The following is a 25,777-nucleotide window of genomic DNA, read 5'->3' as shown; positions in this document are numbered from 1 at the left end:
ATAACAAATCAATCCTTTTCATTTGTGCCCCTTTCGCTACCTTGTGGTCAAGACTTTCAGCTAAGGACCGCCTTGCCATGAGCCAGATCCTGCGTGACAACTCCCACTCCATCGGCAACACCCCCCTGGTGAAACTCAACCGGATCACCGGCGGCGAGGTGTACGCCAAGGTCGAGGCCCGCAACCCCAGCTTCTCGGTCAAGTGCCGTATCGGTGCCTCCATGATCTGGGACGCCGAGGAGAAGGGCCTGCTTGGCCCGGGCAAGGAGATCATCGAGCCCACCTCCGGCAACACCGGCATCGCCCTGGCCTTCGTGGCCGCCGCCCGCGGCTACCCGCTGACCCTGACCATGCCCGAAACCATGAGCCTGGAGCGCCGCAAGCTGCTCAAGGCCCTGGGCGCCAAGCTGGTGCTGACCGAAGGCCCCAAGGGCATGAACGGCGCCGTACAGAAGGCCAAGGAAATAGCCGACTCGGATCCGGACAAGTACGTGCTGCTGCAGCAGTTCGACAACCCGGCCAACCCGGCCATCCATGAGCAGACCACGGGGCCGGAGATCTGGGAAGCCACGGGTGGCGACATCGACATCTTCGTGGCCGGGGTCGGCACCGGCGGCACCATCACCGGTGTCAGCCGCTACATCAAGCAGACCAAGGGCAAGGACATCCTGTCCGTGGCCGTGGAGCCGGCCGACTCGCCGGTGATCAGCCAGACCCTGAGCGGCGAGCCCATCCAGCCCGGTCCCCACAAGATCCAGGGCATAGGTGCCGGCTTCATCCCCGGCAACCTGGATCTGAGCCTGGTGGACAGGGTGGAGACGGTCACCAACGAGGAATCCATGGAGATGGCCCATCGCCTGATGAAGGAAGAAGGCATCCTGGCCGGGATCTCCTCCGGCGCTGCCGTGGTGGTCGCCAAGCGCCTGGCGGAAAATCCAGACTACGCCGGCAAGAAAATCGTTGTTGTGCTGCCCAGCTCTGCCGAGCGCTACCTGTCCAGTCCGCTCTTTGCCGACGTGTTCAGCGAACTGGAACTGGTTCAGTAACAACCATCATCCCAACTCCCTGAATGACATTGAGGCGCCCCTGGCGCCTTTCTTTTTGCCCTGCTGTCAGAACAGGGCTATTTCCTCGGCGGTCAGGGGCCGGTACTGGCCTTCGGCCAGATCGGCATCCAGCTCCAGGGGCCCCACCGCCTCCCGGTGCAGATCCACCACCTTGTTGCCCACGGCCGCGAACATGCGCTTGACCTGGTGGTACTTGCCCTCGCTGATGGTCAGCAGCACCTCGGTGTCGTCAATGCGCTTGAGGGTCGCCGGCTTGGTGAGATGACGCTCCCCCTTGAGCTGCACCCCGTCCAGGAACTGCTGCTCGACCCCGGCCGGCAAGGGATCGGCCAGCCAGACCCGGTAACGCTTGTGGCACTCATGCTTGGGGCTGGTGACCCGGTGTGACCACTGGCCGTCGTCGGTGAGCAGCACCAGGCCGGTGGTGTCCAGATCCAGGCGACCGGCCATGTGCAGGCCGTAGCGCTCCTGCTCGTCCAGCAGGTAGAGCACCGACAGGTGGTCGGGATCGTCGGTGGAGCAGACATAATCCCTGGGCTTGTGGAGCATGAAGTAACGGGCCCCCTGCTCGCGCATGGGCTCGCCGAACAGGCAGATCTCGTCGGTTTCGGTCAGTTTCAGCCCGGGATCGGCGACGGTTTCGCCATTGACGGTCACGTCCCCCTGGCGCAGCAGTTTCTTGACCTGGGCCCGGGAGAATTCGGAATTGGCGGCAATGAATTTATCCAGTCTCATGGCGCGCTACTTTACTGAAAGCATCGCCGGGAAAAAAGGCCAAACAAGCCTGTTCAAGGCTTAACCTTCGGCCCGATATCCCTTAGGCTATGGGCACCCCCCATGGAGAGACCTGAAGTCATGTTTGAGACCCTGAAAGCCCTGCCCGCCGATCCCATCCTCGGCCTGCTGACCGCCTACAATGGCGACACCAACCCCAACAAGATTGATCTGGGCGTTGGCGTCTACAAGACGGAGAAGGGCGACACCCCCATCATGGAATCCGTCTACAAGGCCCAGCAGTTCCGCCTCGAACATGAAACCACCAAGTCCTACATAGGCCCGGCCGGTGACCTCGGCTTCAACGACAAGATAGCCAGGCTGGTGCTGGGCGCCGAGCACGAGGCCCTGGAACGCCAGTTCACCGTGTCCACCCCGGGCGGTACCGGTGCCCTGCGGGTGGCCGCCGAGTTCATCAAGAGCTGCAACCCAAATGCCACCATCTGGGTCACCACCCCCACCTGGGCCAACCATATCGGCCTGTTCCAGGCCGCCGGCCTGAAGGTGGCGGAATACCCCTACTTCGACAAGGCCAGCTCCAGCCTGGACTTCGACGCCATGATGGCGGCCCTGGCCAAGGTCGAGAAGGGTGACGTGGTGCTGGTGCACGCCTGCTGCCACAACCCCAGCGGCGTCGACCTCAACCAGCAGCAGTGGCGCGCCTTCGCCGAGCTGGCGGTGGAACGCGGCTTCACGCCGCTGCTGGACATGGCCTACCAGGGCTTCGGTGACGGCCTGGACGAGGACGCCTTCGGCCTGCGCCACCTGGCCAGCGAGCTCCCCGAGGTGCTGCTGACCAGCTCCTGCTCCAAGAACTTCGGCCTCTACCGCGAGCGCATCGGTGCCTTCACCCTGATCGCCGACAGCGCCGTGCGTCGTGATGTCTGCTCCTCCGTGGTGCTGAGCGTGGCCCGCTCCATCTACTCCATGCCCCCCGCCCACGGCGCCGCCATCGTCGACATCATTCTCGGCAGCCCCGAGCTGACCGCCCTGTGGCAGGACGAGCTGGACGCCATGCGCACCCGCATCGCCGATATCCGCCAGCTGCTGCAGGACAAGCTGCACGCCAAGCAGGACCAGAAGGACTTCAGCTTCATCACCCGCCAGTACGGCATGTTCTCCTTCCTGGGCATCAGCCCGGAGCAGGTGGCCAGGCTCAAGGACGACTACGCCATCTACATGGTCGGCTCCAGCCGCATCAACATCGCCGGCATCAACCACGACAACGTGGACTACCTGACCGACGCCATCGTCAAGGTGCTGTAAGTCGCCAGATGACAAAAAAGCCGCCCTTCGGGGCGGCTTTATTTTTGCCTGGTGAAGGCCCCAAACGCCTTGAGCAGCAGCTGCAGCTTAGGTTCTATGTAGCTGCGGCAGAAGGGACGGTCAGGATCCTGCCGGTAATAGCCCTGATACTTAGGCGGTGACGGCCTGAAGGCCACCAGGGGCAACACCTGGGTCACCAAGGGCGCCGGGAAGCCCCTGGCCAGGGCCGCCAGCAGCTGCCTGGCTCGTTCTTCCTGGCCACTGTCGACACTATAGATGGCACTGCGGTACCGCTGGCGCAAGCCATGGTCCGAGGTACAGGCATGGGTACGCAGGTGCACCTCGATAAGCACCGCCAGCGGCAGCCGCCGCTCGTCGAAGTGGACCAGCACCGCCTCACTAAAGGCATCGAAGGGCGCAGCAGCGGCAGCATGGCCCTGCTGTACCTCTGCTACCCCGTCAAGGGCCTGGAAGACCGCTTCGGTGCACCAGTGGCAGCCACCACCAAGACCAACATGTGACAGGCCCATCTGCCCTCATCCAAGCCGCACACAGGGGAGATGACCGGTGACGGGCCCAGGCTATTGCGCCAGCACCATGCCCTCTCGACGGGGGTCAGCCCCACCCTGCCAGCGGCCGTCCGGCAGCCGCCACAGGCCCTGGATCCCGGAATTGAGATCCTGCACCTTGATCTGGTGGCCCCTGGCCTTGAGCGGCGCCACCCAGGCCTCGGCGGCCGTGCCCTTCTCCAGGGCCGTATAGTCGTTGCGGTTGGTGACATTGGGCAGGCTGATGGCCTGCTGGATGTCGAGGCCGCCGTCGATGACGCCGACCAGGGTCTTGGCCACATAGTTGATGATCCGCGAGCCCCCGGGCGAGCCCACCAGGCCCTGGAGCTGCGGGCCCTTGAACACCATCACCGGCGCCATGGAGCTGCGCGGCCTTTTGCCGCCCTGGGCGCGGTTGGCCACCCGCTCGCCATTGACCCTGGGCACGAAGTTGAAGTCGGTGAGCTGGTTGTTGAGCAAAAAGCCCCCGGCCATCAAGGTGGAACCAAAACCCATCTCGATGCTGGCGGTCATGGACACGGCATTGCCATCGCCGTCTATGGCCACCAGGTGGCTGGTGGAGGGCAGCTCCGGCGAGGCCGTATCCAGGCGCTTGAGCAGCTCGCCGGCCACCTTGGGCTCATCCCGGTCGGTGATCAAGCGGGCGCGCTGGTCCAGATATTTGGGGGCCAGCATGGCCTCGGCCGGCACCTCCACGAAGTCGGGATCGGCCAGGTAGCGGTTACGGTCGGCAAAGGCCAGCCTGGAGGCCTGGCTGAACAGATGCACGCTGTCGGCGTTCCAGGATGCCAGTTTGTGTGCGGGCAACCGGTCCAGCAGTCCCAGCAACTGGCTCACCACCAGGCCGCCGGCCGGGGCCGGCGCGCCGCAGACGCGGTACTGGCGATAGGGGCTGCAGAGCACCTCCCGCCACTGAGGCTGGTAGGCCTTGAGATCGGCCAGGGCCAAGAGGCCCGGATTGCCCTTGTGGCCACGCACCACCTTGACCATGGTCTCGGCCAGGGGCCCTTCGTAGAAGGCCTGGGGGCCCTGTTCGGCGATGGCCAGCAGGCTCTCGGCCAAGGCCGGGTTCTTGAGCCGGGCGCCGGCCTTGAGCGGCTGGCCATGGGGATAGAAATACTCCCTGGCGGTTTCGGACTGCCTGAGACCTGGGTTGAGATCGATGGCCAGCAGCTTGGCCAGGCGCGGGCTGACCTCGAAGCCCTCCAGGGCCAGCCTGATGGCCGGGGCAAACAGCTCCGGCCAGGGCAGCTTGCCGTGGCGACGGTGGGCTTCCCAGAAGCCCTTGATGAGGCCGGGGACGCCGACCGAACGGCCGCCCACCAGGGCCTCGAAGAAGTCCATGGCCTGGTCCCCTGTCAGGAACAGCTCCGGGGTCGCCGCCCGTGGCGCCGTCTCCCTGGCATCGAGCATCCTCAGGCTTTGCTGTTGCCGATCCCAGATCATCATGAAGGCGCCGCCGCCGATGCCGGACGATTGCGGCTCGGTCAGGGTCAGTACCAGGTTGGCGGCGATGACCGCATCCACGGCGCTGCCACCGCGGCTGAGCATCTCGAAACCGGCCTGGGTGGCCAGGGGGTTGGCGGTGGCCATCATCAGTTTCTGGCCGGTGACCGCCTGGCGCTCGCTCAGGCCGGTGGCCGCTTCCGGCTCGCGGACTTCGCCCTTGGCCAGCACCAGGGCGGGAAGAAACAGCAGCAGTGGGGAAAGTCGCACGGGAAAGGCTCCGTCCATTGGCAATGACGGTGATGCTGACAGCCCCAAAAAGAAAAGGCAACCGGGGAAATCGGTTGCCTTTTTTGCTTCACGTAGTGGATCTGCACTTAGCAGATAAAGGCGTCTTCTTCCTGCTCGTAGGGCAGCTCTCTGGCCACCTCTTCCTGCAGCTGATAGTACGCCTCATGCGGTTCATGAAATTCCATGACGGGCTCCGCACTCATGTAGGGTCGCGGCGCATTGTAACGTTTTCGTCAGGTCATTGCCAGCGGCAATTTGCGGCCCGGTTCAGGCCGCCAGTTGTTGCGCCAGGTAGCCGCCCAGTTCGCCTTCAAGGGGCACCGGCTTGCCGGTTTTCTGGTCCAGGCAGACGAAGGTGATGGCGGCATCGGCCACGACCGTCTCGGTGCCCTGCAGGCGGATCTCCTGGCTGAATACGCCGCTGCGCTCGCCCACCTTGGACAGCCAGGTGTCGATGACCAGGGTCTGGCCCATGGTGGCGGCGGCCCGGTAGTTGATATTGATGTTGACGATCACGAACGCCAGCCCCCGCTCCTGGAACCAGGCCAGCTCGCCCCTGTCCTCGAGCATGGCCCACCTGGCCTCCTCCAGGAACTCCAGGTAGCGGGCGTTATTGACGTGCTGGTAGATGTCCAGGTGGAAGCCCCGAACCTTGATTTCACTTTGATGACGTGACATCGCCTTTCCTTATGGTTGGTATCGCTGGCGCAGCTCGGCCGGCATGCGGCCAAGCTGGCGCTCTATCATGGCATCCATGGCCTGGTAGAGGGGGGCCACATCCAGGCCGGGTTCGAGGTGGGCCAGCACCATGGCGGCCGCCTCCAGGGTGGACAAGCCTTCGGCCTTGGGGCTCTTGCGCAGCCGGTAACGCCCCTGGACGCCGTCGGGCAGCCGGACGGCGGTCAGCCCCTTCAATGCCGGATTGCTCTGGTAGAGGCGGTAGGCCTTCTTCCAGGTGCCGTCCAAGAGCAACAGCGGCCTGGGCTGCCTGGGCAGTTCCTCCAGGGGCAGCGCCTCCTCGCTGGGGTACAGCAACAGCGGCGCTTGCGCCAGGAAGTGGTCCACCGCCGGCTCGCCGTCGAAGGCCTCCCCCACCCAGACTCGGCAGTCCGGCAAAGACGCCTTTAGCAGCGCGGCGGTGTTCAGGGGGTGGGCCGCCTCCTTGGGAAACTGCAGTATGGCCACCGGACTTTGCGCCGGCACCGGTGAAACCAGGCTACAGATGCAATGCCATTGGTCGCGATCGCAGCGGGGGCACTTCTCTCTTGCCATCAAGCCTCCTAAACTGGGGGCCCATTGTAAGAAGAAGTGTTGATAAATGCGACGCCTGTACGGCCCCCTTTCCATCGCCATGGTGGCGATATTGGCCGCTATCCTGCCCGAAAGCGGGCAAAGTTTGCTGGTCTATGAACGCAGCAGCCTGGAAAGCCTTGAGCTGTGGCGGCTGCTGACCGGCCACCTGCTGCATACCAACGGCTGGCACCTGCTCTTGAACCTGGGTGGCCTGGGCCTGATCGCCTGGCTGCACGGCAGCTACTACAACCCCCTTGGCTGGTGGCTGCGCCTGGGTTATCTGGCCCTGGTGATCTCGGTGGGTCTCTACCTGTGGCTGCCCGACCTGTCATGGTACGTGGGCCTGTCCGGCGCCCTGCACGGTCTGTTGCTGATGGGAGCGGCCGAAGATATCAAGCGTGGGGAACAAACGGGCTGGTGGCTGTTGGGCGGTGTCATCGCCAAGGTGTTCTGGGAGCAGCTTGCCGGCGGCTCGGCGCAGGTTACGGCGCTGATCGACGCCAGGGTGGTCACCGAGGCCCACCTGCTGGGAGTGCTGGCCGCCCTGCCCTGGGTGGCAACAAGAAGGGGGGCCTGACGGCCCCCCTGTTACTTGAAGCGAATTTTATCGGCGTTCGCGGCCAGGAGCTTATTCCCCAACCCTTTCACCTCCTTGAGATCTTCAAGGCTTTTGAAAGGCCCGTGGAGCTTCCTGTATTCCACAATAGCCGCTGCCTTTTTCGCTCCGACGCCCTTGAGAATGCGGGCGATTTCCTCTGCCGAAGCAGAATTGATGTTGAGCATCTCGCCAACCGCAGCAGTCGCTTTCGCAGCCTCCTGGGTTGAGTTGGCTACCGCCGTCAGCGGGCTCGCTATCAGCATTGTCGCTGCCAACAGGCAGCCGACCAAACTCCTTTTCATACCAACATTCCTCTGTCAGTGACTTTTCCTTGTGAGCAAACTCCCAGCTCACTAAAAGTATAGTTCAGCTGAGGGAGGCGTTGACCGCCTTGAGCACCGCCAGCGGCTCATCGGCCTGGGTGATGGGCCTGCCCATGACCAGGTAGTCGGCACCAGCCTGGACGGCATCGACAGGTGTCATGACCCGGCGCTGGTCGCCGGCGTCACTGCCCGCCGGACGGATCCCGGGGGTCACCAGCTTGAAGTCCTGGCCCAGCTCGCCCTTGAGCAGGGCGGCTTCCTTGGCGGAACAGACCACGCCATCCAGGCCGCTGTCCTTGGCCAGTCTGGCCAGGCGCAGCACCTGCTGCTGGGCCTGGTCGGCATCGACGCCCAGCTCGGCCAGCTCCTCGTCGGTCATGGAGGTCAGCACGGTCACGGCGATCAGCAACGGCGCCTTGTCGCCATAGGTAGCCAGGGCCTCCTTGGCGGCCTTCATCATGCAGCTGCCACCGCTGGCATGGACATTGACCATCCACACCCCCAGCTCGGCGGCGGCGGCCACCGCCTTGGCGACGGTGTTGGGGATGTCGTGGAATTTCAGATCCAGGAAGACGTCGAAGCCCCGCGCCACCAGTTCGCGGACAAAATCGGGACCGAACAGAGTGAACATTTCCTTACCCACCTTGAGGCGACAGGCGCTGGGCTCCAGACGATCCACCAGGGCCAGGGCCTTGGCCTTGTCGGCAAAATCCAGGGCAACGATAACGGGGCTTTGCATATTCACTCCTTACTCACCATCCAGACCGCGGATGGGTTTGATTTGACCCCAGCTCTTGCAGCTGGGGCATTGCCAATATTGTTGATTTGCGGAAAAGCCGCACTGGCGGCAACGATAAACGGGGCGGATGCGGATCTGCTGTTCCACCAGCTCCGCCAGCATGTTGAGGCTCTCCTTGGCGGCGCTGTCGCTGAGCCGGTCGCGCTGGTACTGGATCAGCCGCCGAAACGCCTTCAGGGTCGGTTGGCGCTTGATGGTGTCCAGCACCAGGGCCTCGGCCTGCTCCAGGCCGGCGTTGGTCGCCAGCCTGTCGGCCAGGGCCAGCAGGCTGGAGGCGCCCGCCCCCTTGGCCACCGCCTCCTGCAGAAATTCCCGGTAGCCGTCCTCGTCGCCCAGGCGGGCGAAGCTGTCGGCGATGAGCGGCAGGCACTCGGTCAGGTTGTCCCTGTCGTGCTCCAGCACAGGGATCAGCACGTCCAGGGCGCCCTGGCTGTCGCCCTTGTCCCGCAGCAGCCCTGCCATCCCCAGTCGGGCCCGGCTACAGCCAGGGTCGACCTCCAGGGCCTTCCTGTATTGCTTCTGGGCGTCCTTGGTCGCGCCCTTGTCCAGGGCCAGCTCCGCCAGCTGGCAGTGGAAGTGGGCACAGGCCCGCTTCACCGAGACGCCACCGCCGCTGCCCATGGCCCTGGCGATGTCGATGGCCTGCTGCCAGTCCTTGGTGGCCTGGTAGATGTTCAGCAGCTGGGCCAGGGCATGCTGGCGGTGGTCCTTGTCGTCCTTGAGTTCGTCGAAGATGTTCTCGGCCCGGTCGAACAGGCCGGCGACCATGAAGTCCTCGCCCAGCTCCTGCATGGCCATGCGCCTGTCCTCCAGGGACAGGGACGGTCTGGCCACCAGGTTCTGGTGGATGCGGATGGCCCTGTCCACTTCGCCGCGGCGGCGAAAGAGATTGCCCAGAGCCAGGTGGGTCTCCATGGTTTCGCTGTCCACGGCCAGCATGTCGATAAAGAGGTCGACGGCCTTGTCCGGTTGATCGGAAAGCAGGAAATTCAGGCCCTGGAAATAACGCCTGGACAGGTGACTGCGCTGCACTTCCCGCTCCTGGCGGACGCTACGGCGCCCCATGTACCAGCCGTAACCGGCGGCAATGGGCAGGAGCAGGAACAGCAATTCAACCATGGATCAGCTTGCACCCTTGGCTTTGTTGAGCTTGCGGGTCAGCAGCTTCACTCTGGCCCTTTGCAGCATCAGCAGCGAGCCCAGCAGCAGCAGGGAGACCAGGGCACCAATGGCAAAGGCGATACCCAGCCAATGGCCCAAAGACAGGGTTTGGCGGGCGATCAGGAAATTGACGGAAACCGGTTCCGGGTTTTGGGAGCCAATGGCCAGCATCAGCACGAACAGTGCCAGCAGGACCAGCCATCGCAGGAATTTGTAGAGCGCTTTCACCACACCTCCTGTGTGTTCAGTCAGGCGGCTATTATTGCCCAAAATGCCCCATACACACAAAAACGGCATGCGATTGCATGCCGTTTTTTCATTTGAGTTGAGGCTCAGCCCGCAAGGGACTGATTGACCCGCTCCCGCAGCTCCTTTCCGGGCTTGAAGTGCGGCACGTATTTGGCCGGCAGACTGACCGATTCCCCGGTCTTGGGGTTACGGCCGGTACGGGGCGCCCGGTAATGGAGGGAAAAACTGCCAAATCCCCGGATCTCGATACGCTCGCCCTCTTCCAGGGTCTGCGCCATCTGTTCCAGGAGCTCCTTGATGGCCAGCTCCACTTCCTTGGCGGAAATGTCGGTATGCTTGCCGGCAAGCTGCTCAATCAATTCAGACTTGGTCATGCTGTTATCCCTAATGTGCGAAGGGGCAGTAGGGGCCAGGGGCCCCTACCCTATCACTCGTCGCTCTTGGCAGCCTTGAAGGCTTCAGCCATGGCGGAAGAGAAGGCGCCTTCGTCCTGCTGGTTCAGGGACTCGATGGCTTCTTTCTCGTCTGCTTCATCCTTGGCGCGGATGGACAGGCTGATGGTGCGGTTCTTGCGGTCAACGCCCATGAACTTGGCTTCAACGTCCTGGCCTTCGCTCAGTACGGTGGAAGCGTCTTCGATACGCTCGCGAGCGATATCGGAGGCACGGATGTAACCTTCAACACCTTCACCCAGGTCAACGGTGGCGCCCTTGGCGTCAACAGCAACGATCTTACCGTTAACGATAGCACCTTTCTTGTTGTCGCTCAGGAAGTCGTTGAACGGGTCGGCTTCCAGCTGCTTCACGCCCAGGGAGATGCGCTCGCGCTCGGCGTCCACCTGCAGTACAACGGCGGTGATTTCTTCGCCTTTCTTGTACTCGCGAACGGCTTCTTCACCGGAGGCATTCCAAGAGATGTCGGACAGGTGAACCAGACCGTCGATGCCGCCGTCCAGGCCGATGAAGATACCGAAGTCGGTGATGGACTTGATCTTACCGGAAACCTGATCGCCCTTGTTGTACTTGCCGGCAAACTCTTCCCAGGGGTTTTGCTTGCACTGCTTGAGGCCCAGGGAGATGCGACGACGCTCTTCGTCGATGTCCAGAACCATGACTTCCACTTCGTCGCCCAGGTTGACAACCTTGGAGGGGTGGATGTTCTTGTTGGTCCAGTCCATTTCGGAAACGTGTACCAGGCCTTCAACGCCTTCTTCGATTTCAACGAAGCAGCCGTAGTCGGTCAGGTTGGTCACGCGACCGGTCAGCTTGGTGCCTTCCGGGTAACGACCGGCGATGGCGACCCAGGGATCTTCGCCCAGCTGCTTCAGACCCAGGGAAACACGGGTACGCTCGCGGTCGAACTTCAGAACCTTAACGGTGATTTCATCGCCGACATTGACGATTTCGCTCGGGTGCTTGACGCGCTTCCAAGCCATGTCGGTGATGTGCAGCAGGCCGTCTACGCCACCCAGGTCTACGAAGGCACCGTAGTCGGTCAGGTTCTTAACGATACCCTTGACTTCCATACCTTCTTGCAGGTTTTGCAGCAGCTGCTCGCGCTCAACATTGTTCTCGGACTCGATAACGGCACGGCGAGAAACAACGACGTTGTTGCGCTTCTGGTCCAGCTTGATGACCTTGAATTCCAGGTCCTTGCCTTCCAGGTGGGCAGTGTCGCGAACCGGACGGATGTCAACCAGGGAACCGGGCAGGAAGGCACGGATACCGGCCAGGTCTACGGTGAAGCCACCCTTGACCTTGCCGTTGATGACACCGATAACGGCTTCGTCGTTCTCGTAAGCTTTTTCCAGGACCAGCCAGGCTTCGTAGCGCTTGGCTTTTTCGCGGGACAGGATGGTCTCACCGAAACCGTCTTCAACGGTGTCCAGGGCCACGTCAACCTGATCGCCAACGGCAACGGTCAGCTCACCGGCGTTGTCTTTGAACTGCTCGGCAGGGATCGCGGACTCGGATTTCAGGCCAGCGTCAACCAGGACGATGCCGTTTTCGATGGCAACGACGGTACCCTTGACGATGGAACCCGGGCGAGTTTCGATTTCCTTGAGGCTTTCTTCGAACAGTTGAGCAAATGATTCAGTCATGTGTCTATGTCTTAAATAAACAAAACCATGTGGCAATCCGGCCGACACGGGGTTGTTAGTTTCTTCCGCTCCGTCCCTGAAGCAGAAACCAGTTTACGCCAGGCCCGGGATGCGGGCGCTGACCGTTTGCCAGGCCGACTCGAGCACCTGCTCGATGTTGAGTTCACTGGTGTCGATGACCACAGCGTCCTCGGCCGGCTTGAGTGGCGCCACGGTGCGATTGCTATCGCGCTCGTCACGCTCACGGATCTCGGTTAAAAGACGATCAATATTAACATCCTGCCCGGATGCCAGCAACTGATCGAAGCGGCGCTGGGCCCGCACTTCGGCGCTGGCGGTCAGGAACAGTTTGACCGGGGCCTTGGTGAACACCACAGTGCCCATGTCGCGACCGTCGGCCACCAGGCCGGGGGCCGCCTTGAAGGCGCGCTGACGGCGCAGCAGGGCCTCGCGGACCCGGGGCAGGGCTGCCACCTTGGAGGCGGCATTGGCCACGTCCTGGGTGCGGATGCTGCGGCTGACGTCTTCGCCTTCCAGGATCACCTGGATCTCGCCGTCTTGGCTGAGAAACTGCACGTCCAGATGGGCAGCCAGGGGTACCAGGGCCTCTTCGTCGTCGACCGGCACCTCGTGGTGCAGGGCGGCCAGGGCCAGTACCCGGTAGATGGCACCGGAGTCGAGCAGGTGCCAGCCCAGGCGGTTGGCCAGGTGCTGACAGAGGGTGCCTTTGCCCACACCGCTGGGTCCATCAACGGTGATGACAGGGACGTTTTCCGCCATAGTTTCCTCCCAAAATTACGGATGCCGGCTCCGGGCCGGCAGGCGTCGGGGCGGCATTATAGGGGATTTTTGTTTCCCTTTCCTGAACTGATCGCCTCGAAACGCTCGAAGAAGTCCGGGAAGGTCTTGTGGGTGCAGTCCGGATCCAGGATGGTGATGCCCGCCTCGCCGAAGGCGCAGAGGGCAAAACACATGGCCATGCGGTGGTCGTTGTAGGTTTCGATCTCACCGTGGCGAAGCACTTTCGGTGGCCGGATGCGGATAAAGTCCCTGCCCTCTTCCACCTCGGCGCCCACCTTGGCAAGCTCGGCGGCCATGGCGGCCAGGCGGTCGGTTTCCTTGAGGCGCCAGTTGTAGATGTTGCGGATCACCGTGTCGCCCTCGGCAAACAGCGCCGTGGTGGCCAGGGTCATGGCCGCGTCCGGAATGGCATTGGCGTCGATGTCGATGCCCTTGAGCCGGCCCTTTTTGACGGTGACGGCGTCTTCCTCCCAGCTCACCTCGGCGCCCATGGCCGCCAGGGCCTCGGCAAAGGCCACGTCGCCCTGGAGCATGCCTTGGTAGATGCCCTTGAGGCGCACCTCGCCGGCGATGGCGCCGGCGGCCAGGAAATAGGAGGCCGAGGAGGCATCCCCTTCGACCAGGTAACGGCCCGGGCTCCGGTAGGCACTGCCGGCCGGGATCACGAAGCGCGCCTCGCTGGGCCGCGCCACCTCCACGCCGAAGAGGGCCATCAGCCCCAGGGTCAGCGCCACATAGGGCTTGGACACCAGCTCGCCGGTCACCTCTATGGTCACCTCGCCCTCGCACAGCGGCGCCGCCATCAGCAGGGCCGACAGGAACTGGCTGGACAGGGCACCACTGACCCGGACCAGGCCGCCCTTGAGGCGCTTGCCGTGAATGCGCAGCGGCGGATAGCCCTGCTCGCCCAGGTAGTGGATGTCCGCCCCCAGCTGGCGCAGCGCCTCCACCAGATCGCCGATGGGCCGCTCGTACATGCGCGGCTCCCCGGTCAGCTCGTATTCCCCCGGGGTCAGGGCCAGGGCCGCCGCCAAAGGCCGCATGGCGGTGCCGGCATTACCGAGGAACAGCGGCTGGCTCGGGCTCTGGGGGCGCCAGGGGCCGCTCACCAGGGCCTGCTCTCCTTCGACCGCCACCGGCATGCCCAGGGCGCCCAGGGCATGGCGCATATGGCGGATGTCGTCGGCATCGAGCAGGTTGTCGAGGCGGGTCTGGCCGTCGGCCATGGCCGCCAGCAGCAGGGCGCGGTTGGACAGGGACTTGGAGCCGGGAACGGCAAGCTCGCCCCGGGCGTCACTTCGGGGGTCTAGGGTCAGTTTCTGCATGGCGCTGTGATCAGATCTTGGGCTACAGGGAAAGAGGCCAGAGGCTCAGGGGCCAATACGGATGTCCATCCGGCCGCGAACCCTCATCTTTACCATGGCCGGCGGCCTCGAGCCAATAGCCGTTACCCAGGTTTTCTGCTTCGGCCGGCTTAGGGCCACGGCCAATGATATGGCTGCCGGCGCGGGCACCCTGGGGGGTCAGCAGATAAAGATAATCGTCGCCCTGGCGGGCCAGGGCGACGGGCTGCATGCCCTGCAGTTCCTCCGGCAGGTTGCCGGCCAGCAGCGCCGCCTGGGCCTGGCCGGCGGCAAGCGCCTCAAGGGGATCGGCGCAGCAGTGGGCTCCGGTGGCCTGGCCCAGCAGGGCATGGAGCAGGCCCTCCTGGCCGGCTTGGATGGCCACCTGGAAGCGACCCTGGCTGCCCCGGCACAACGAGATGAGATCCCGGCACAGGCGGCGCACGAAATCGGCCGGCAGTTCCGGCTCCTCGTCGATGCGCGCCTCCACCAGCTGGTATTCCCGCTCCGGGGCAAAGATGGCGCCGCTCTTGAGGGTGCCTATGGTCCTGGCCAGCTGCCGGCGCGCCTTGATCAGCGCCAGCAGTTGTTGGTCCAGGGCGTCGATGCGCCCCCTCAGCTCATCCAGGGATTCAGCCATGGCGGCGGGCGAAATCCTCCATGAAGGCCACCAGGGCCTGGGCACCTGCCAGCGGCATGGCGTTGTACATGGAGGCGCGCATGCCGCCGACGAAGCGGTGGCCCTTGAGGGCCAGCAGGCCACGCGCTTCGGCCTCGGCCAGGAAGGCCTCGTTGAGGCTGTCGTCCACCAGCTGCCAGACCACGTTCATCTGCGAGCGGCAGCCGGGGTCGACCTTGTTCCGGTAGAAGTCGGAGCCGTCTATGGCGCCGTAAAGCAGCTCGGCCTTGGCAGCATTGTGCCTGCCCATGGCCTCCACGCCGCCCTGCTCCAGCAGCCACTCGAACACCACACCGGCCAGGTACCAGGCGAAGGTGGGCGGGGTGTTGACCATGGAGTTCTCGTCGGCCTGGCGCTTATAGTCCCAGATGCAGGGCACCACCACATCGTCACGGAGCAGATCTTCGCGGACGATGACCACGGCCAGGCCGGAAGGACCGATGTTCTTCTGGGCGCCGGCGTAGATCAGGCCGTACTTGCTGACGTCCATGGGCCGGGACAGGATGCAGGAGGACATGTCCGCCACCAGCGGCACGTCCACCTGGGGCTCCTCGAACATCTCGATGCCGTCCACGGTTTCGTTGGGGCAGTAATGCAGGTACCTGGCGCCGTCGCGCACCTGGATGTCGGTGGGCAGGCGGATGGGGCTGGCGTCCATGTCTATTTCGGCGGCGATGGCCACGTCGCGGAAGCGCCTGGCTTCTTCATAGGCCATGCGCGACCACTGGCCGGTGATCAGGTAATCGGCCTGCTCGCCTTCCTTGAGCAGGTTCAGGGGCACGGCGCTGAATTGGCTGCGGCCGCCGCCCTGCAGGAACAGCACCTTGTAATTGTCGGGAATGGCCATCAGCTGGCGCAGATCGGCCTCGGCCTTGGCGGCCGTGGCCAGGAACGGCTTGTCCCGGTGGGACACTTCCATGACCGAGACGCCCCGGCCCTGCCAATCGACCAGTTCGTCCTGGGCCCGTTTCAGCACCGCCGGCGGCAGCATGGCCGGGCCGGCGCAAAAGTTATACAGCTTGTTCATGAGTTACCTGGTAATAAACAAAAAGCGGCCCGTAGGCCGCTCTTATTACTCCTGATTGTCTGCTGCCGGCGCCTCGCCGTCAGCGTCAATCACGTCTTCTTCGTCCACGTCGGCGATGCGCTGCAGGCCCACCACGGACTCGTCGCTACCGGTGCGGATGATGGTCACGCCCTGGGTGTTACGACCCACCAGGGAGACCTCGCTGACCCGGGTGCGGACCAGGGTGGCCTTGTTGGAGATCAGCATGATCTCGTCGCTTTCCTCCACCTGGACGGCGCCGACCACCTTGCCGTTGCGCTCGCTGACCTTGATGGAGACCACGCCCTTGGTGGCCCGGCTCTTGGTCGGGTATTCCTCCAGGCTGGTGCGCTTGCCGTAGCCGTTCTCGGTGACGGTAAGGATATCGCCCTCGCCCTGGGGCACCACCATGGAGACCACCTTCTGGTCGTCTTCCAGGTTGATGCCGCGCACGCCGGTGGCACCGCGGCCCATGGCGCGAACCTGGCCTTCCTCGAAGCGCACCACCTTGCCTTCGTCGGAGAACAGCATCACCTCGGAGTTGCCGTCGGTGAGGGTCACGCCGATCAGGCTGTCACCCTCGTTGAGGTTGACGGCGATGATGCCGCTGGAGCGGGGACGGCTGTACTCGGTAAGGGCGGTCTTCTTGACGGTACCGTTGGCGGTGGCCATGAAGATGAACTTGCCTTCCTCGTACTCGCGCACCGGCAGTATGGCGGTGATGCGCTCGTCCTCTTCCAGGGGCAGCAGGTTGATGATGGGGCGGCCACGGGCGGCGCGGCTGGCCAGGGGCAGCTGATACACCTTGAGCCAGTACAGGCGGCCACGGCTGGAGAAGCAGAGGATGGTGTCGTGGGTGTTGGCCACCAGCAGGCGCTCCACGAAGTCCTCGTCCTTCATCTTGGTGGCGGACTTGCCCTTGCCGCCGCGGCGCTGAGCCTCGTAGTCGGACAGGGGCTGGTACTTGACGTAACCCTCGTGGGACAGGGTCACCACCACGTCTTCCTCGTTGATCAGATCTTCGATGGAAATGTCGTGGCTGGCGTTGCTGATCTCGGTCTTGCGGTCGTCGCCGAACTGCTCGGCAACCATCACCAGCTCCTCGCGGATCACTTCCATCAGGCGCACCGGGCTGCCCAGGATGTGCAGCAGCTCCTTGATGATGTCCAGCAGGCCCTTGTACTCGTCGAGGATCTTCTCGTGCTCGAGACCGGTCAGCTTGTGCAGGCGCAGATCCAGGATGGCCTGGGCCTGTACCTCGGTCAGGAAGTACTTGCCGTCGCGGATGCCGAACTCGGCTTCCAGGCCCTCGGGACGGGCGGCATGGACACCGGCGCCTTCCAGCATGGCCGCCACGTTGCCCAGCTCCCAGGGGGTGCTGACCAGGCCGGCCTTGGCTTCGGCCGGGGTCGGGGAGCGACGGATCAGCTCGATGACCGGGTCGATGTTGGCCAGGGCGATGGCCAGGCCCTCCAGGATGTGGGCGCGCTCGCGGGCCTTGCGCAGTTCGAAAATGGTCCTGCGGGTCACCACCTCGCGGCGGTGGTTGATGAAGCACTCCAGGGCATCCTTGAGGTTGAAGATGCGCGGCTGGCCTTCGTCCAGGGCCACCATGTTGATACCGAACACGGTCTGCAGCTGGGTCAGGGCGTACAGCTTGTTGAGCACCACTTCGCCGGCTTCACCGCGCTTGAGCTCGATGACCACGCGCATGCCGTCCTTGTCGGACTCGTCGCGCAGGGCGGAGATGCCTTCTACCTTCTTTTCCTTGACCAGTTCGGCGATCTTCTCGATCAGCCTGGCCTTGTTCACCTGGTAGGGGATCTCGGTGATGATGATGGTGTCGCGACCATTGTCTTCATTGGTCTCGACCTCGGCCTTGGCGCGGATGTAGATCTTGCCGCGACCGGTCTTGTAGGCGTCGATGATGCCCTGGCGGCCGTTGATGATGCCCTGGGTCGGGAAATCCGGGCCCGGGATGTATTCCATCAGGCCGTCGATATCCAGCTCGGGATTGTCGATCAGCGCCACACAGCCACCGACCACTTCCCTCAGGTTATGGGGCGGGATGTTGGTGGCCATGCCCACGGCAATACCGGCGGAGCCGTTGACCAGCAGGTTCGGCACCTTGGTGGGCAGCACCTCGGGGATCTGCTCCGTGCCGTCGTAGTTGGGCACGTAGTCCACGGTTTCCTTTTCCAGATCGGCCAGCAGCTCGTGGGCGATCTTGTCCATGCGCACTTCCGTATAACGCATGGCGGCGGCGGAGTCGCCGTCGACGGAGCCGAAGTTGCCCTGACCGTCGACCAGGGTGTAGCGCATGGAGAAAGGCTGGGCCATGCGGACAATGGTGTCGTAGACCGCGGAGTCACCATGGGGGTGATATTTACCGATCACGTCACCGACAACACGGGCCGATTTCTTGTAAGGTTTGTTCCAGTCGTTGCCCAGCTCGTGCATGGCGAAAAGCACACGCCTGTGCACGGGCTTGAGACCATCGCGGACGTCAGGCAGGGCCCGGCCGACGATGACACTCATGGCGTAATCCAGGTAGGAGCTCTTCAGCTCGTCCTCGATGTTGACTGGCACAATTTCTCTGGCCAGATCGCTCATGGAAGGTCGTCCCTATTTCGATTTTGCGAAATTCATCCACTAAAGGAGAGTCATATTACCATAACGGCACCTTTTGACCATGAAAACCACCTGAGCTGAAGCCCTTGTGGCGGGGTCGGAAAAACTACCAGGGTGGCGCCACGGCGCTATAATGGCCCCTCAAGTTTGTACAAAGGCCCCCTTAGGGCCCCCTGAACCGGGAAGTTGCACGTGACCGACAATGTTGACCAGGCGGAGATCGCCAAATTCGAAGCCATGGCCCACAGCTGGTGGGATCTGGAGGGGGAGTTCAAGCCCCTGCACCAGATCAACCCCCTGCGCCTGGCCTTTGTGGAAGAAAGGGCCGAGGGCCTGGCCGGCAAGGTCACCGTGGACGTGGGCTGCGGCGGCGGCATCCTGGCCGAGAGCATGGCCCGCCTGGGCGCCGAGGTCACCGGCATCGACATGGGCGCCGAGCCCCTGAAGGTGGCCCGCCTGCACGCCGAACAGATGGGCGTCAAACTCGACTACCGGCAGATCACCGCCGAGGGCCTGGCCGAGGAAAGGCCCGGCCAGTTCGACCTGGTCACCTGCATGGAGATGCTGGAGCACGTGCCGGATCCCCAGTCGGTCATCGACGCCTGCGCCCGCCTGGCCAAGCCCGGCGCGCCGCTGGTGTTCTCCACCCTCAATCGCACCCCCAAGGCCTGGCTGCTGGCCATCTTCGGCGCCGAAACCGTGATGCGCTGGCTGCCCAGGGGCACCCACGAATTCCAGAAGTTCATCAAGCCCGGCGAACTGATGGCCATGTGCGACAAGGCCGGCCTGATCTGCGAAAAGGCGGTGGGCCTGAGCTTCAACCCCCTCACCGGCCAGTTCGAACGCAGCCACAAGGTAGACGTGAACTACCTGGTGGCCTGTCGCAAGCCCGCATAAAAGAGAGCAGTATGAGCAAGGCAGTCCTCTTCGACCTCGACGGCACATTGCTGGACACGGCCCCGGACCTGCGCCGGGCCCTCAACGAAGTGCTGGCCGACCACGGCCGCGCGCCGCTGAGCCTGGCGGCGGTGCGTCCCCACGCCACCCACGGCACCAAGAGCCTGCTGACCCTGGCCTTCGGCGAGGGCGCCTTCGAGCGCCAGGCACTGCGCGAGGCCTTCTGGGCCGCCTACCTGCGCGACATCGCCCTGGAGACCCGCCTGTTCCAGGGCGTTGCCGAGCTCATCGCCACCCTGGACGGCGCCGGCATCCCCTGGGGCATCGTCACCAACAAGGTCACCCACCTCACCGAGGCGGCCCTGCCCAACTACACCGAGCTGGCCGCCTGCGCCGCCCTGGTCTGCGGCGACACCCTGGCCGAGCGCAAGCCCCACCCCTCGCCGCTGCTGCACGCGGCCAGGCAGCTGGGTGTAGCCCCGGAGCACTGCCTGTACCTGGGCGACGCCGTCACCGACATGGAAGCGGCCCGCGACGCCGGCATGACCGGCCTGGTGGCCAGCTGGGGTTATGTGGACGACAGCCACCCCAAGTGGCCAGCCCAGGCGGTGCTGGCACACCCGGTGCAGCTGCTCGATTGGTGCGAAAACGGTCAGCTGGCTGGCTAGGCATTCGCCAGCAAAAAAAATCTCCAAATGCAGAATCAAGGCTTGCTTTTTCGCAAATCCAAAGGGGTAAAACAGGCCTGGGTGAGTAAACACTAACGTCCCGAAATACCCCCAATTTGTCCACAGGCCCATTGGCTTGCAAGGACCACCAAACCTCACTATCTTGTACCCCATCAAAAGAAACACCCCACATCTTGTGTGTCACAGGCTGTCGACACACAAGGCCCATCCGGGTCCAGCATTACCGGGGGCCTACAGGGAAAGCGCAACCTAAGGTATTCATTCATGAATCAAAACCTCCTTGTCACCAAGCGTTGTGGTCAACAGGAAGCTATCGACCTGGACAAGATCCACCGCGTGGTAACCTGGGCTGCTGAAGGCCTCAACAATGTCTCGGTCTCGCAAGTGGAACTGCGTGCCCAGATCCAGTTCTACGAAGGCATCAAGACCGCCGACATCCACGAGACCCTGATCAAGGCCGCCGCCGATCTGATCTCCGACGAAGCCCCGGACTACCAGTACCTGGCCGCCCGCCTGGCCATCTTCCACCTGCGCAAGAAGGCCTACGGCCAGTTCGAGCCGCCGCACCTGCTTGCTCACGTCAAGAAGATGGTCGACATGGGCAAGTACGCCGAGCACCTGCTGGAGGACTACTGTGAGGCCGACTACGACGCCATGAATGGCTTCATCGACCACAGCCGCGACCTCAACTTCTCCTACGCGGCGGTCAAGCAGCTGGAAGGCAAGTACCTGGTGCAGAACCGCGTCACCGGCGAGATCTACGAATCTGCCCAGATGCTGTACATGCTGGTCGGCGCCTGCCTGTTCGCCAGCTATCCCCGTGAGAGCCGCCTGGACTACGTGCGCCGCTTCTACGACGCCGTCTCCACCTTCAAGATCTCCCTGCCCACGCCCATCATGAGCGGCGTGCGCACCCCGACCCGTCAGTTCAGCTCCTGCGTGCTGATCGAGACCGGCGACTCCCTGGATTCCATCAACGCCACCGCGTCCGCCATCGTCCGTTACGTCTCCCAGCGTGCGGGCATCGGCATCAATGCCGGCCGCCTGCGCGCCCTGGGCAGCCCCATCCGCGGCGGCGAGGCCTTCCACACCGGCTGTATCCCCTTCTACAAGCACTTCCAGACCGCGGTGAAGTCCTGCTCCCAGGGCGGCGTGCGCGGCGGTGCCGCCACCCTCTTCTACCCCATGTGGCACCTGGAAGTGGAATCCCTGCTGGTGCTGAAGAACAACCGCGGCGTTGAGGAAAACCGGGTCCGCCACATGGACTACGGCGTGCAGATCAACCGCCTGATGTACCAGCGCCTGATCAAGGGCGGCGACATCACCCTGTTCAGCCCCTCCGACGTACCGGGCCTGTACGACGCCTTCTTCGCCGACCAGGCCAAGTTCGAGGAGCTGTACGCCAAGTACGAGCAGGACGAGTCCATCCGCAAGAAGACCATCAAGGCCGTGGAGCTGTTCTCCCTGCTGCTGTCCGAGCGTGCCTCCACCGGCCGCATCTACGTGCAGAACGTGGACCACTGCAACACCCACAGCCCCTTCGACCCCGAAGTGGCGCCGGTGCGCCAGTCCAACCTGTGCCTGGAAATCGCCCTGCCGACCAAGCCGCTGGAAGACATCAACGACGAGTCCGGCGAAATCGCCCTCTGCACCCTGAGCGCCTTCAACCTGGGCGCCATCAGCGACCTTTCCGAGCTGGAAGAGCTGGGCGAGCTGGCCGTGCGTGCCCTGGACGCCCTGCTGGACTACCAGGACTACCCGGTCAAGGCCGCCCACATCGCCACCATGGGTCGCCGCACCTTGGGCGTGGGCGTGATCAACTTCGCCTACTACCTGGCCAAGAACGGCGTGCGCTACTCCGATGGCTCCGCCAACAACCTGACCCACAAGACCTTCGAGGCCATCCAGTACTACCTGCTGAAGGCCTCCATGGAGCTGGCCAAGGAAAGGGGCGCCTGCCCCATGTTCGACGAAACCACCTACGCCAAGGGCCTGCTGCCCATCGACACCTACAAGAAGGATCTGGACAAGATTGTCGATGAGCCGCTGCACCTGGACTGGGAGAGCCTGCGCAAGGACATCGTCGAGCACGGCCTGCGCAACTCCACCCTGACCGCGCTGATGCCGTCCGAGACCAGCTCCCAGATGTCCAACGCCACCAACGGCATCGAGCCGCCCCGTGGCCACATCTCGGTCAAGGCCTCCAAGGACGGTATCCTGCGCCAGGTGGTGCCGGACTACGAGGAGCTCAAGGACGCCTACGAGCTGCTGTGGGACATCCCCAACAACGACGGCTACCTGCAGCTGGTCGGCATCATGCAGAAGTTCGTGGACCAGGCCATCAGCGCCAACACCAACTACGATCCGGCCAAGTTCCCCGGTTCCAAGGTGCCCATGCAGACCATGATCAAGGATCTGCTCACCGCCTATAAGCTGGGCGTGAAGACCCTGTACTATCACAACACCCGTGACGGTGCGGCAGACGCCCAGACCGATCTCAAGGCCAAGGCCAGCACAGGCGCGACCGAAGTGATGGTCGAGGAAGACGACGGCTGCGCCGGCGGTGCCTGTAAGATTTAAGGAAATCAGGGGCCGCCAGGCCCCTTTTTACCGTTGAGGATAAGATGCGTTACACCACTTTCAGTCGAATCAACAATGATGCCCTGGCCGAACCCATGTTCTTCGGCCAGCCGGTCAACGTGGCCCGCTACGACCAGCAGAAATACGAAGTCTTCGAAAAGCTCATCGAGAAGCAGCTGTCCTTCTTCTGGCGCCCGGAAGAAGTGGACGTGTCCAAGGACCGCGTCGACTTCAACGCCCTGCCCGAGCACGAGAAGCACATCTTCCTGTCGAACCTGAAGTACCAGACGCTGCTGGACTCCATCCAGGGCCGCAGCCCCAACGTGGCCCTGCTGCCGCTGGTATCCATCCCCGAGCTGGAAACCTGGATCGAGACCTGGTCCTTCTCCGAGACCATCCACTCCCGCTCCTACACCCACATCATCCGCAACATAGTGGCGGATCCGTCCGTGGTGTTCGACGACATCGTGGTCAACGAGGAGATCCAGAAGCGCGCCGATGAAATCGCCGGCTACTACGACGACCTCATCCTGCACACCCAGCTGTGGCAGCTGCACGGCGAAGGCACCCATATGGTGGACGGCGAGCAGATGACCGTCACCCTGCCGGTGCTCAAGAAGAAGCTGTACCTGTGCATGATGGCCGTCAACGCCCTGGAGGCCATCCGCTTCTACGTCTCCTTTGCCTGCTCCTTCGCCTTTGCCGAGCGCAAGCTGATGGAAGGCAATGCCAAGATCATCAAGTTCATCGCCCGCGACGAGGCCCTGCACCTCAGCGGCACCCAGCACATCCTCAACCTGATGCGCGACGGCAAGGAAGGCGCCGAATGGGCGCAGATCGCCTTGGATTCCAAAGCCGAGTGCGAGGAGCTGTTCAGGCGCGCCGCCGAGCAGGAAAAGGCCTGGGCCAAGTACCTGTTCAAGGACGGCTCCATGATCGGCCTCAACGAGTCCATCCTCAGCCAGTACGTGGAATACATCACCAACGTGCGCATGGCCGCCGTGGGGCTGGAGCCGGCCTTCGGCACCACCTCCAACCCCATCCCCTGGATCAACGCCTGGCTGGTGTCGGACAACGTCCAGGTGGCGCCCCAGGAGTCCGAGATCAGCTCCTACCTGGTGGGCCAGATCGACGCCAACGTCGACCTGGACGACCTGGACGACTTCGACCTGTAAGCGTTTCTGGTGAAGATAAAAAAACCCGGCCTAGGCCGGGTTTTTGTTGAGTATTCAGATTTTTCAGGTGACTTCAGTTCTCGCATTCAAGTATAAGGGATCGGACCCTATTTATTTTAATATGATCAAGTTACATTGACCGTATGAACCGGATGGTGACAATGGAAGATTACACACCTGAATACCCAATAAAGGTCAGGTTTCTTGAAGATGGCTCTGAACATGTTTTTGATGAAGAAGAATCCATGCTCACATACCTTGAATTTTTCGATAGCGAAGATCCAGAAGAGAAAGCAATAGTAACAGATGCAAAAGGCCGATTAGTGCATCTAGAAATATGGGCGTTGGCTATACAGTGCCTTAAAACAAAAGACTAATGGACTATTTCATAGCCATTAAAAGAAATATAACCCCATCCATTCCATTTGCTTTTAATCTTTGTAACTGGATCAGCAGAAAGTGAAGAGGACATCCATCTTGACCGAGGCAGGGTGAGGCTCGAAATAAAAGCACGAAATAAAAGGGGTCAGCGAAATAAAAGAAATAAAAGGGGTCAGAACCTGAGGGATCCCCACAAAATTAATTCCATGCCTGCTCGTAGCTTGTTGCATGTAGCAGCTCGCGGTAGCGAACGAGGGCTTTTTGCCACTGCCTTTTCGTGAATTTGAGGCCCTTGCTGACGGCTCGAAGCCCCAGGGTATGGAAAGACAACGCGCGTTTTTTCTTCACCGTGTTGGCCTGGAAGCGGCCGTGCTGATTGCCTACCGTCATGGTGAGTCCGAGCAGCACCAACACCAGCGAGGCCAGGGTCGAGAGCAACAGCAGGATGCTGATGCGAGCAGGCTTGGTGCTTCTGCTGTTCTCGAAGCCCAATCCGAGTTGGGCAGACTTCATGTCCCGGAAGCCTTCTTCAATTTGCATGCGCTGCCTATAGATGGCGACGACCTGCTTGCTATGGTGACGGGCTTTCGGCAGGTTGGACGCCAGCAGCCAAGGCTCCTTGGCGCCTTGGGCATGCTTGATTGACTGTCCGGCCCGCTGTTTACTGCCATCCGGGTTGAGTGATTGCCGGCCTTTGCCTTTTTGCCTGTACAGGGTCAGGGTGCAGGCGAACGGCTTGTAGCGGGCCAGCAGACCATCGCATCGCTTGGGACGTTGTGAAGCCTGGCCATAGAGGTGGCTGATGCACTGCCAGGTGTCGCCTTGGTCAAGTGAGTAGAAATTGGGTTTGCGAACGCGCCCGACAAAATGCCATCCAAGCGCCTCGACCTGCCTGAACCAGGGAGACTTGAAGCCGGCATCGGTGACGATAATGGGCTGGCAACCCGGTGGCAGCATGGCCGACAGGATGGACAGAAAACGCGCATGCACGGCGGGTTTCTCTTTGGTGCTAAGCGGATGCACTTCCTGGTAGAGGGTGATGGGGCGACCATCCAGCGTCATGGCCGCCCGCAGCAGGAAGTGGCCTTTGACCCTATCCAGATCCGACCAATCGACGGCGATCACGGGGCGCTTGGTACAGCAGAAAAGCCGGCAGATGGCGGCATAAACAACCAGCTGTTCTCGCTGCAAGTGGGAATTTGAAAGCAGCCGATCGGCGCGCTTGATGTTGTGTTTCTCGAAGGCTTTCGACTCGATGCCGCGACCGATGCTGGTCACCGTGGCAGCGCTGCCACCGGCCAGGCTCAACACACAGTCCATCACTGCCTTTCGGCGAGTTTTGTGCATTTTGGGTGTGACAAGCGTCACGATGTTGGTCAAGATAGTGCGTACATTCATGGCGTTTTTTGGTTAGTGATTTTTGGCGATTGATCTGATCACCAAACGCCATGAATGTTCCCGCCATTATTGATAACCAGCTGAAATTAAAAGACTATTCGTGGGGATGCCTCAGGGTCAGAACCCATTTGTTCAGGTTTTCACATACGCCTGGGACAAGACGAGCGTAATGCTAGGCCGGGAAGGGATATCATTGGATGGAGATACGGATTTGCAGCGTA

At 62.5% G+C, this 25,777-nt stretch carries 25 protein-coding genes; 8 read left to right on the top strand and 17 right to left on the bottom strand.

Annotated features, from left to right (window positions below; translation table 11 throughout):
• Positions 1-77 precede the first annotated feature (77 nt).
• Positions 78-1,046, top strand: coding sequence for a cysteine synthase A (gene cysK / locus WDB71_RS06245; RefSeq protein WP_341503778.1), 969 nt, complete (start codon positions 78-80; stop codon positions 1,044-1,046).
• Between the two features lie 66 nt (positions 1,047-1,112).
• On the opposite strand, the gene rsuA is transcribed toward cysK, so the two are convergent.
• Positions 1,113-1,802, bottom strand: a complete 690-nt coding sequence (gene rsuA, locus WDB71_RS06240) for a 16S rRNA pseudouridine(516) synthase RsuA (protein WP_341503777.1) — start codon at positions 1,800-1,802, stop codon at positions 1,113-1,115.
• A gap of 120 nt (positions 1,803-1,922) precedes the next feature.
• On the opposite strand from rsuA, the gene WDB71_RS06235 reads away from it, so the two are divergent.
• Complete coding sequence (locus tag WDB71_RS06235) at positions 1,923-3,107, top strand: amino acid aminotransferase (protein ID WP_341503776.1); 1,185 nt, start codon at positions 1,923-1,925, stop codon at positions 3,105-3,107.
• A 38-nt stretch (positions 3,108-3,145) separates the two neighbouring features.
• On the opposite strand, the gene WDB71_RS06230 is transcribed toward WDB71_RS06235, so the two are convergent.
• The 4 genes from WDB71_RS06230 to WDB71_RS06215 form a co-directional block, all read right to left on the bottom strand.
• Positions 3,146-3,637 carry a peptide-methionine (S)-S-oxide reductase gene (locus tag WDB71_RS06230; protein WP_341503775.1) on the bottom strand — a complete coding sequence of 164 codons (492 nt, stop codon included), beginning with the start codon at positions 3,635-3,637 and terminating at the stop codon, positions 3,146-3,148.
• A 51-nt stretch (positions 3,638-3,688) separates the two neighbouring features.
• A complete protein-coding gene (ggt, locus tag WDB71_RS06225) occupies positions 3,689-5,392 on the bottom strand; it encodes a gamma-glutamyltransferase (RefSeq protein WP_341503774.1) in 1,704 nt (567 codons plus the stop codon).
• A gap of 288 nt (positions 5,393-5,680) precedes the next feature.
• A complete protein-coding gene (locus WDB71_RS06220; RefSeq protein WP_341503773.1) occupies positions 5,681-6,091 on the bottom strand; it encodes a thioesterase family protein in 411 nt (136 codons plus the stop codon).
• Positions 6,092-6,100: 9 nt separating this feature from the next.
• Complete coding sequence (locus WDB71_RS06215; RefSeq protein WP_341503772.1) at positions 6,101-6,685, bottom strand: tRNA-uridine aminocarboxypropyltransferase; 585 nt, start codon at positions 6,683-6,685, stop codon at positions 6,101-6,103.
• Positions 6,686-6,731: 46 nt separating this feature from the next.
• On the opposite strand from WDB71_RS06215, the gene rrtA reads away from it, so the two are divergent.
• Positions 6,732-7,283 carry a rhombosortase gene (rrtA, locus tag WDB71_RS06210; RefSeq protein WP_341503771.1) on the top strand — a complete coding sequence of 184 codons (552 nt, stop codon included), beginning with the start codon at positions 6,732-6,734 and terminating at the stop codon, positions 7,281-7,283.
• Between the two features lie 11 nt (positions 7,284-7,294).
• On the opposite strand, the gene WDB71_RS06205 is transcribed toward rrtA, so the two are convergent.
• The 11 genes from WDB71_RS06205 to gyrA form a co-directional block, all read right to left on the bottom strand.
• Positions 7,295-7,606 carry a helix-hairpin-helix domain-containing protein gene (locus WDB71_RS06205; RefSeq protein ID WP_341503770.1) on the bottom strand — a complete coding sequence of 104 codons (312 nt, stop codon included), beginning with the start codon at positions 7,604-7,606 and terminating at the stop codon, positions 7,295-7,297.
• A 64-nt stretch (positions 7,607-7,670) separates the two neighbouring features.
• Positions 7,671-8,366 carry an orotidine-5'-phosphate decarboxylase gene (pyrF, locus tag WDB71_RS06200; RefSeq protein ID WP_341503769.1) on the bottom strand — a complete coding sequence of 232 codons (696 nt, stop codon included), beginning with the start codon at positions 8,364-8,366 and terminating at the stop codon, positions 7,671-7,673.
• Positions 8,367-8,375: 9 nt separating this feature from the next.
• A complete protein-coding gene (gene lapB / locus WDB71_RS06195) occupies positions 8,376-9,545 on the bottom strand; it encodes a lipopolysaccharide assembly protein LapB (RefSeq protein ID WP_341503768.1) in 1,170 nt (389 codons plus the stop codon).
• A 3-nt stretch (positions 9,546-9,548) separates the two neighbouring features.
• The gene (locus WDB71_RS06190; RefSeq protein ID WP_341503767.1) at positions 9,549-9,815 is read right to left on the bottom strand and encodes a LapA family protein; all 267 of its coding nucleotides are present in this window, start codon (positions 9,813-9,815) and stop codon (positions 9,549-9,551) included.
• A 104-nt stretch (positions 9,816-9,919) separates the two neighbouring features.
• Entirely contained in the window at positions 9,920-10,210 is a 291-nt protein-coding gene (locus WDB71_RS06185) for an integration host factor subunit beta (RefSeq protein ID WP_341503766.1), read from the bottom strand.
• 53 nt (positions 10,211-10,263) lie between these two features.
• Positions 10,264-11,937, bottom strand: coding sequence for a 30S ribosomal protein S1 (rpsA, locus tag WDB71_RS06180; protein WP_341503765.1), 1,674 nt, complete (start codon positions 11,935-11,937; stop codon positions 10,264-10,266).
• Between the two features lie 93 nt (positions 11,938-12,030).
• Positions 12,031-12,717, bottom strand: a complete 687-nt coding sequence (cmk, locus tag WDB71_RS06175) for a (d)CMP kinase (protein ID WP_341503764.1) — start codon at positions 12,715-12,717, stop codon at positions 12,031-12,033.
• 56 nt (positions 12,718-12,773) lie between these two features.
• Entirely contained in the window at positions 12,774-14,063 is a 1,290-nt protein-coding gene (gene aroA, locus WDB71_RS06170; RefSeq protein WP_341503763.1) for a 3-phosphoshikimate 1-carboxyvinyltransferase, read from the bottom strand.
• A gap of 22 nt (positions 14,064-14,085) precedes the next feature.
• On the bottom strand, positions 14,086-14,721 hold the full coding sequence (locus tag WDB71_RS06165; protein WP_341503762.1) for a chorismate mutase: 636 nt from the start codon (positions 14,719-14,721) through the stop codon (positions 14,086-14,088).
• Positions 14,714-15,787 carry a 3-phosphoserine/phosphohydroxythreonine transaminase gene (gene serC / locus WDB71_RS06160; RefSeq protein ID WP_341503761.1) on the bottom strand — a complete coding sequence of 358 codons (1,074 nt, stop codon included), beginning with the start codon at positions 15,785-15,787 and terminating at the stop codon, positions 14,714-14,716. The genes WDB71_RS06165 and serC overlap by 8 nt, the downstream gene beginning before the upstream one ends.
• Before the next feature lie 45 nt (positions 15,788-15,832).
• Positions 15,833-18,418 carry a DNA topoisomerase (ATP-hydrolyzing) subunit A gene (gyrA, locus tag WDB71_RS06155; protein ID WP_341503760.1) on the bottom strand — a complete coding sequence of 862 codons (2,586 nt, stop codon included), beginning with the start codon at positions 18,416-18,418 and terminating at the stop codon, positions 15,833-15,835.
• A gap of 255 nt (positions 18,419-18,673) precedes the next feature.
• Here gyrA and ubiG point away from each other — a divergent pair, with 255 nt between their 5' ends.
• The 5 genes from ubiG (at position 18,674) to WDB71_RS06130 (ending at position 24,154) form a co-directional block, all read left to right on the top strand.
• Entirely contained in the window at positions 18,674-19,333 is a 660-nt protein-coding gene (ubiG, locus tag WDB71_RS06150) for a bifunctional 2-polyprenyl-6-hydroxyphenol methylase/3-demethylubiquinol 3-O-methyltransferase UbiG (protein ID WP_341504189.1), read from the top strand.
• 11 nt (positions 19,334-19,344) lie between these two features.
• Positions 19,345-20,001 (top strand): HAD-IA family hydrolase, encoded by a 657-nt coding sequence (locus tag WDB71_RS06145; RefSeq protein WP_341503759.1) that lies wholly within the window; start codon positions 19,345-19,347, stop codon positions 19,999-20,001.
• Positions 20,002-20,286: 285 nt separating this feature from the next.
• Positions 20,287-22,602, top strand: a complete 2,316-nt coding sequence (gene nrdA / locus WDB71_RS06140) for a class 1a ribonucleoside-diphosphate reductase subunit alpha (RefSeq protein WP_341503758.1) — start codon at positions 20,287-20,289, stop codon at positions 22,600-22,602.
• 44 nt (positions 22,603-22,646) lie between these two features.
• Complete coding sequence (gene nrdB / locus WDB71_RS06135) at positions 22,647-23,777, top strand: class Ia ribonucleoside-diphosphate reductase subunit beta (RefSeq protein WP_341503757.1); 1,131 nt, start codon at positions 22,647-22,649, stop codon at positions 23,775-23,777.
• A gap of 161 nt (positions 23,778-23,938) precedes the next feature.
• A complete protein-coding gene (locus WDB71_RS06130; protein WP_341503756.1) occupies positions 23,939-24,154 on the top strand; it encodes a hypothetical protein in 216 nt (71 codons plus the stop codon).
• 202 nt (positions 24,155-24,356) lie between these two features.
• Here the strand turns inward: WDB71_RS06130 and WDB71_RS06125 are convergent, their stop codons facing one another.
• Complete coding sequence (locus WDB71_RS06125; RefSeq protein ID WP_341501166.1) at positions 24,357-25,478, bottom strand: IS4 family transposase; 1,122 nt, start codon at positions 25,476-25,478, stop codon at positions 24,357-24,359.
• Positions 25,479-25,777: the final 299 nt, after the last annotated feature.

The sequence above is a fragment of the Gallaecimonas sp. GXIMD4217 genome (genome assembly GCF_038087665.1).
GTDB lineage: Bacteria > Pseudomonadota > Gammaproteobacteria > Enterobacterales > Gallaecimonadaceae > Gallaecimonas.
The sequence above is the reverse complement of the archived record's forward strand: the minus strand, read 5'-3'. Positions and strand labels throughout refer to the sequence as shown.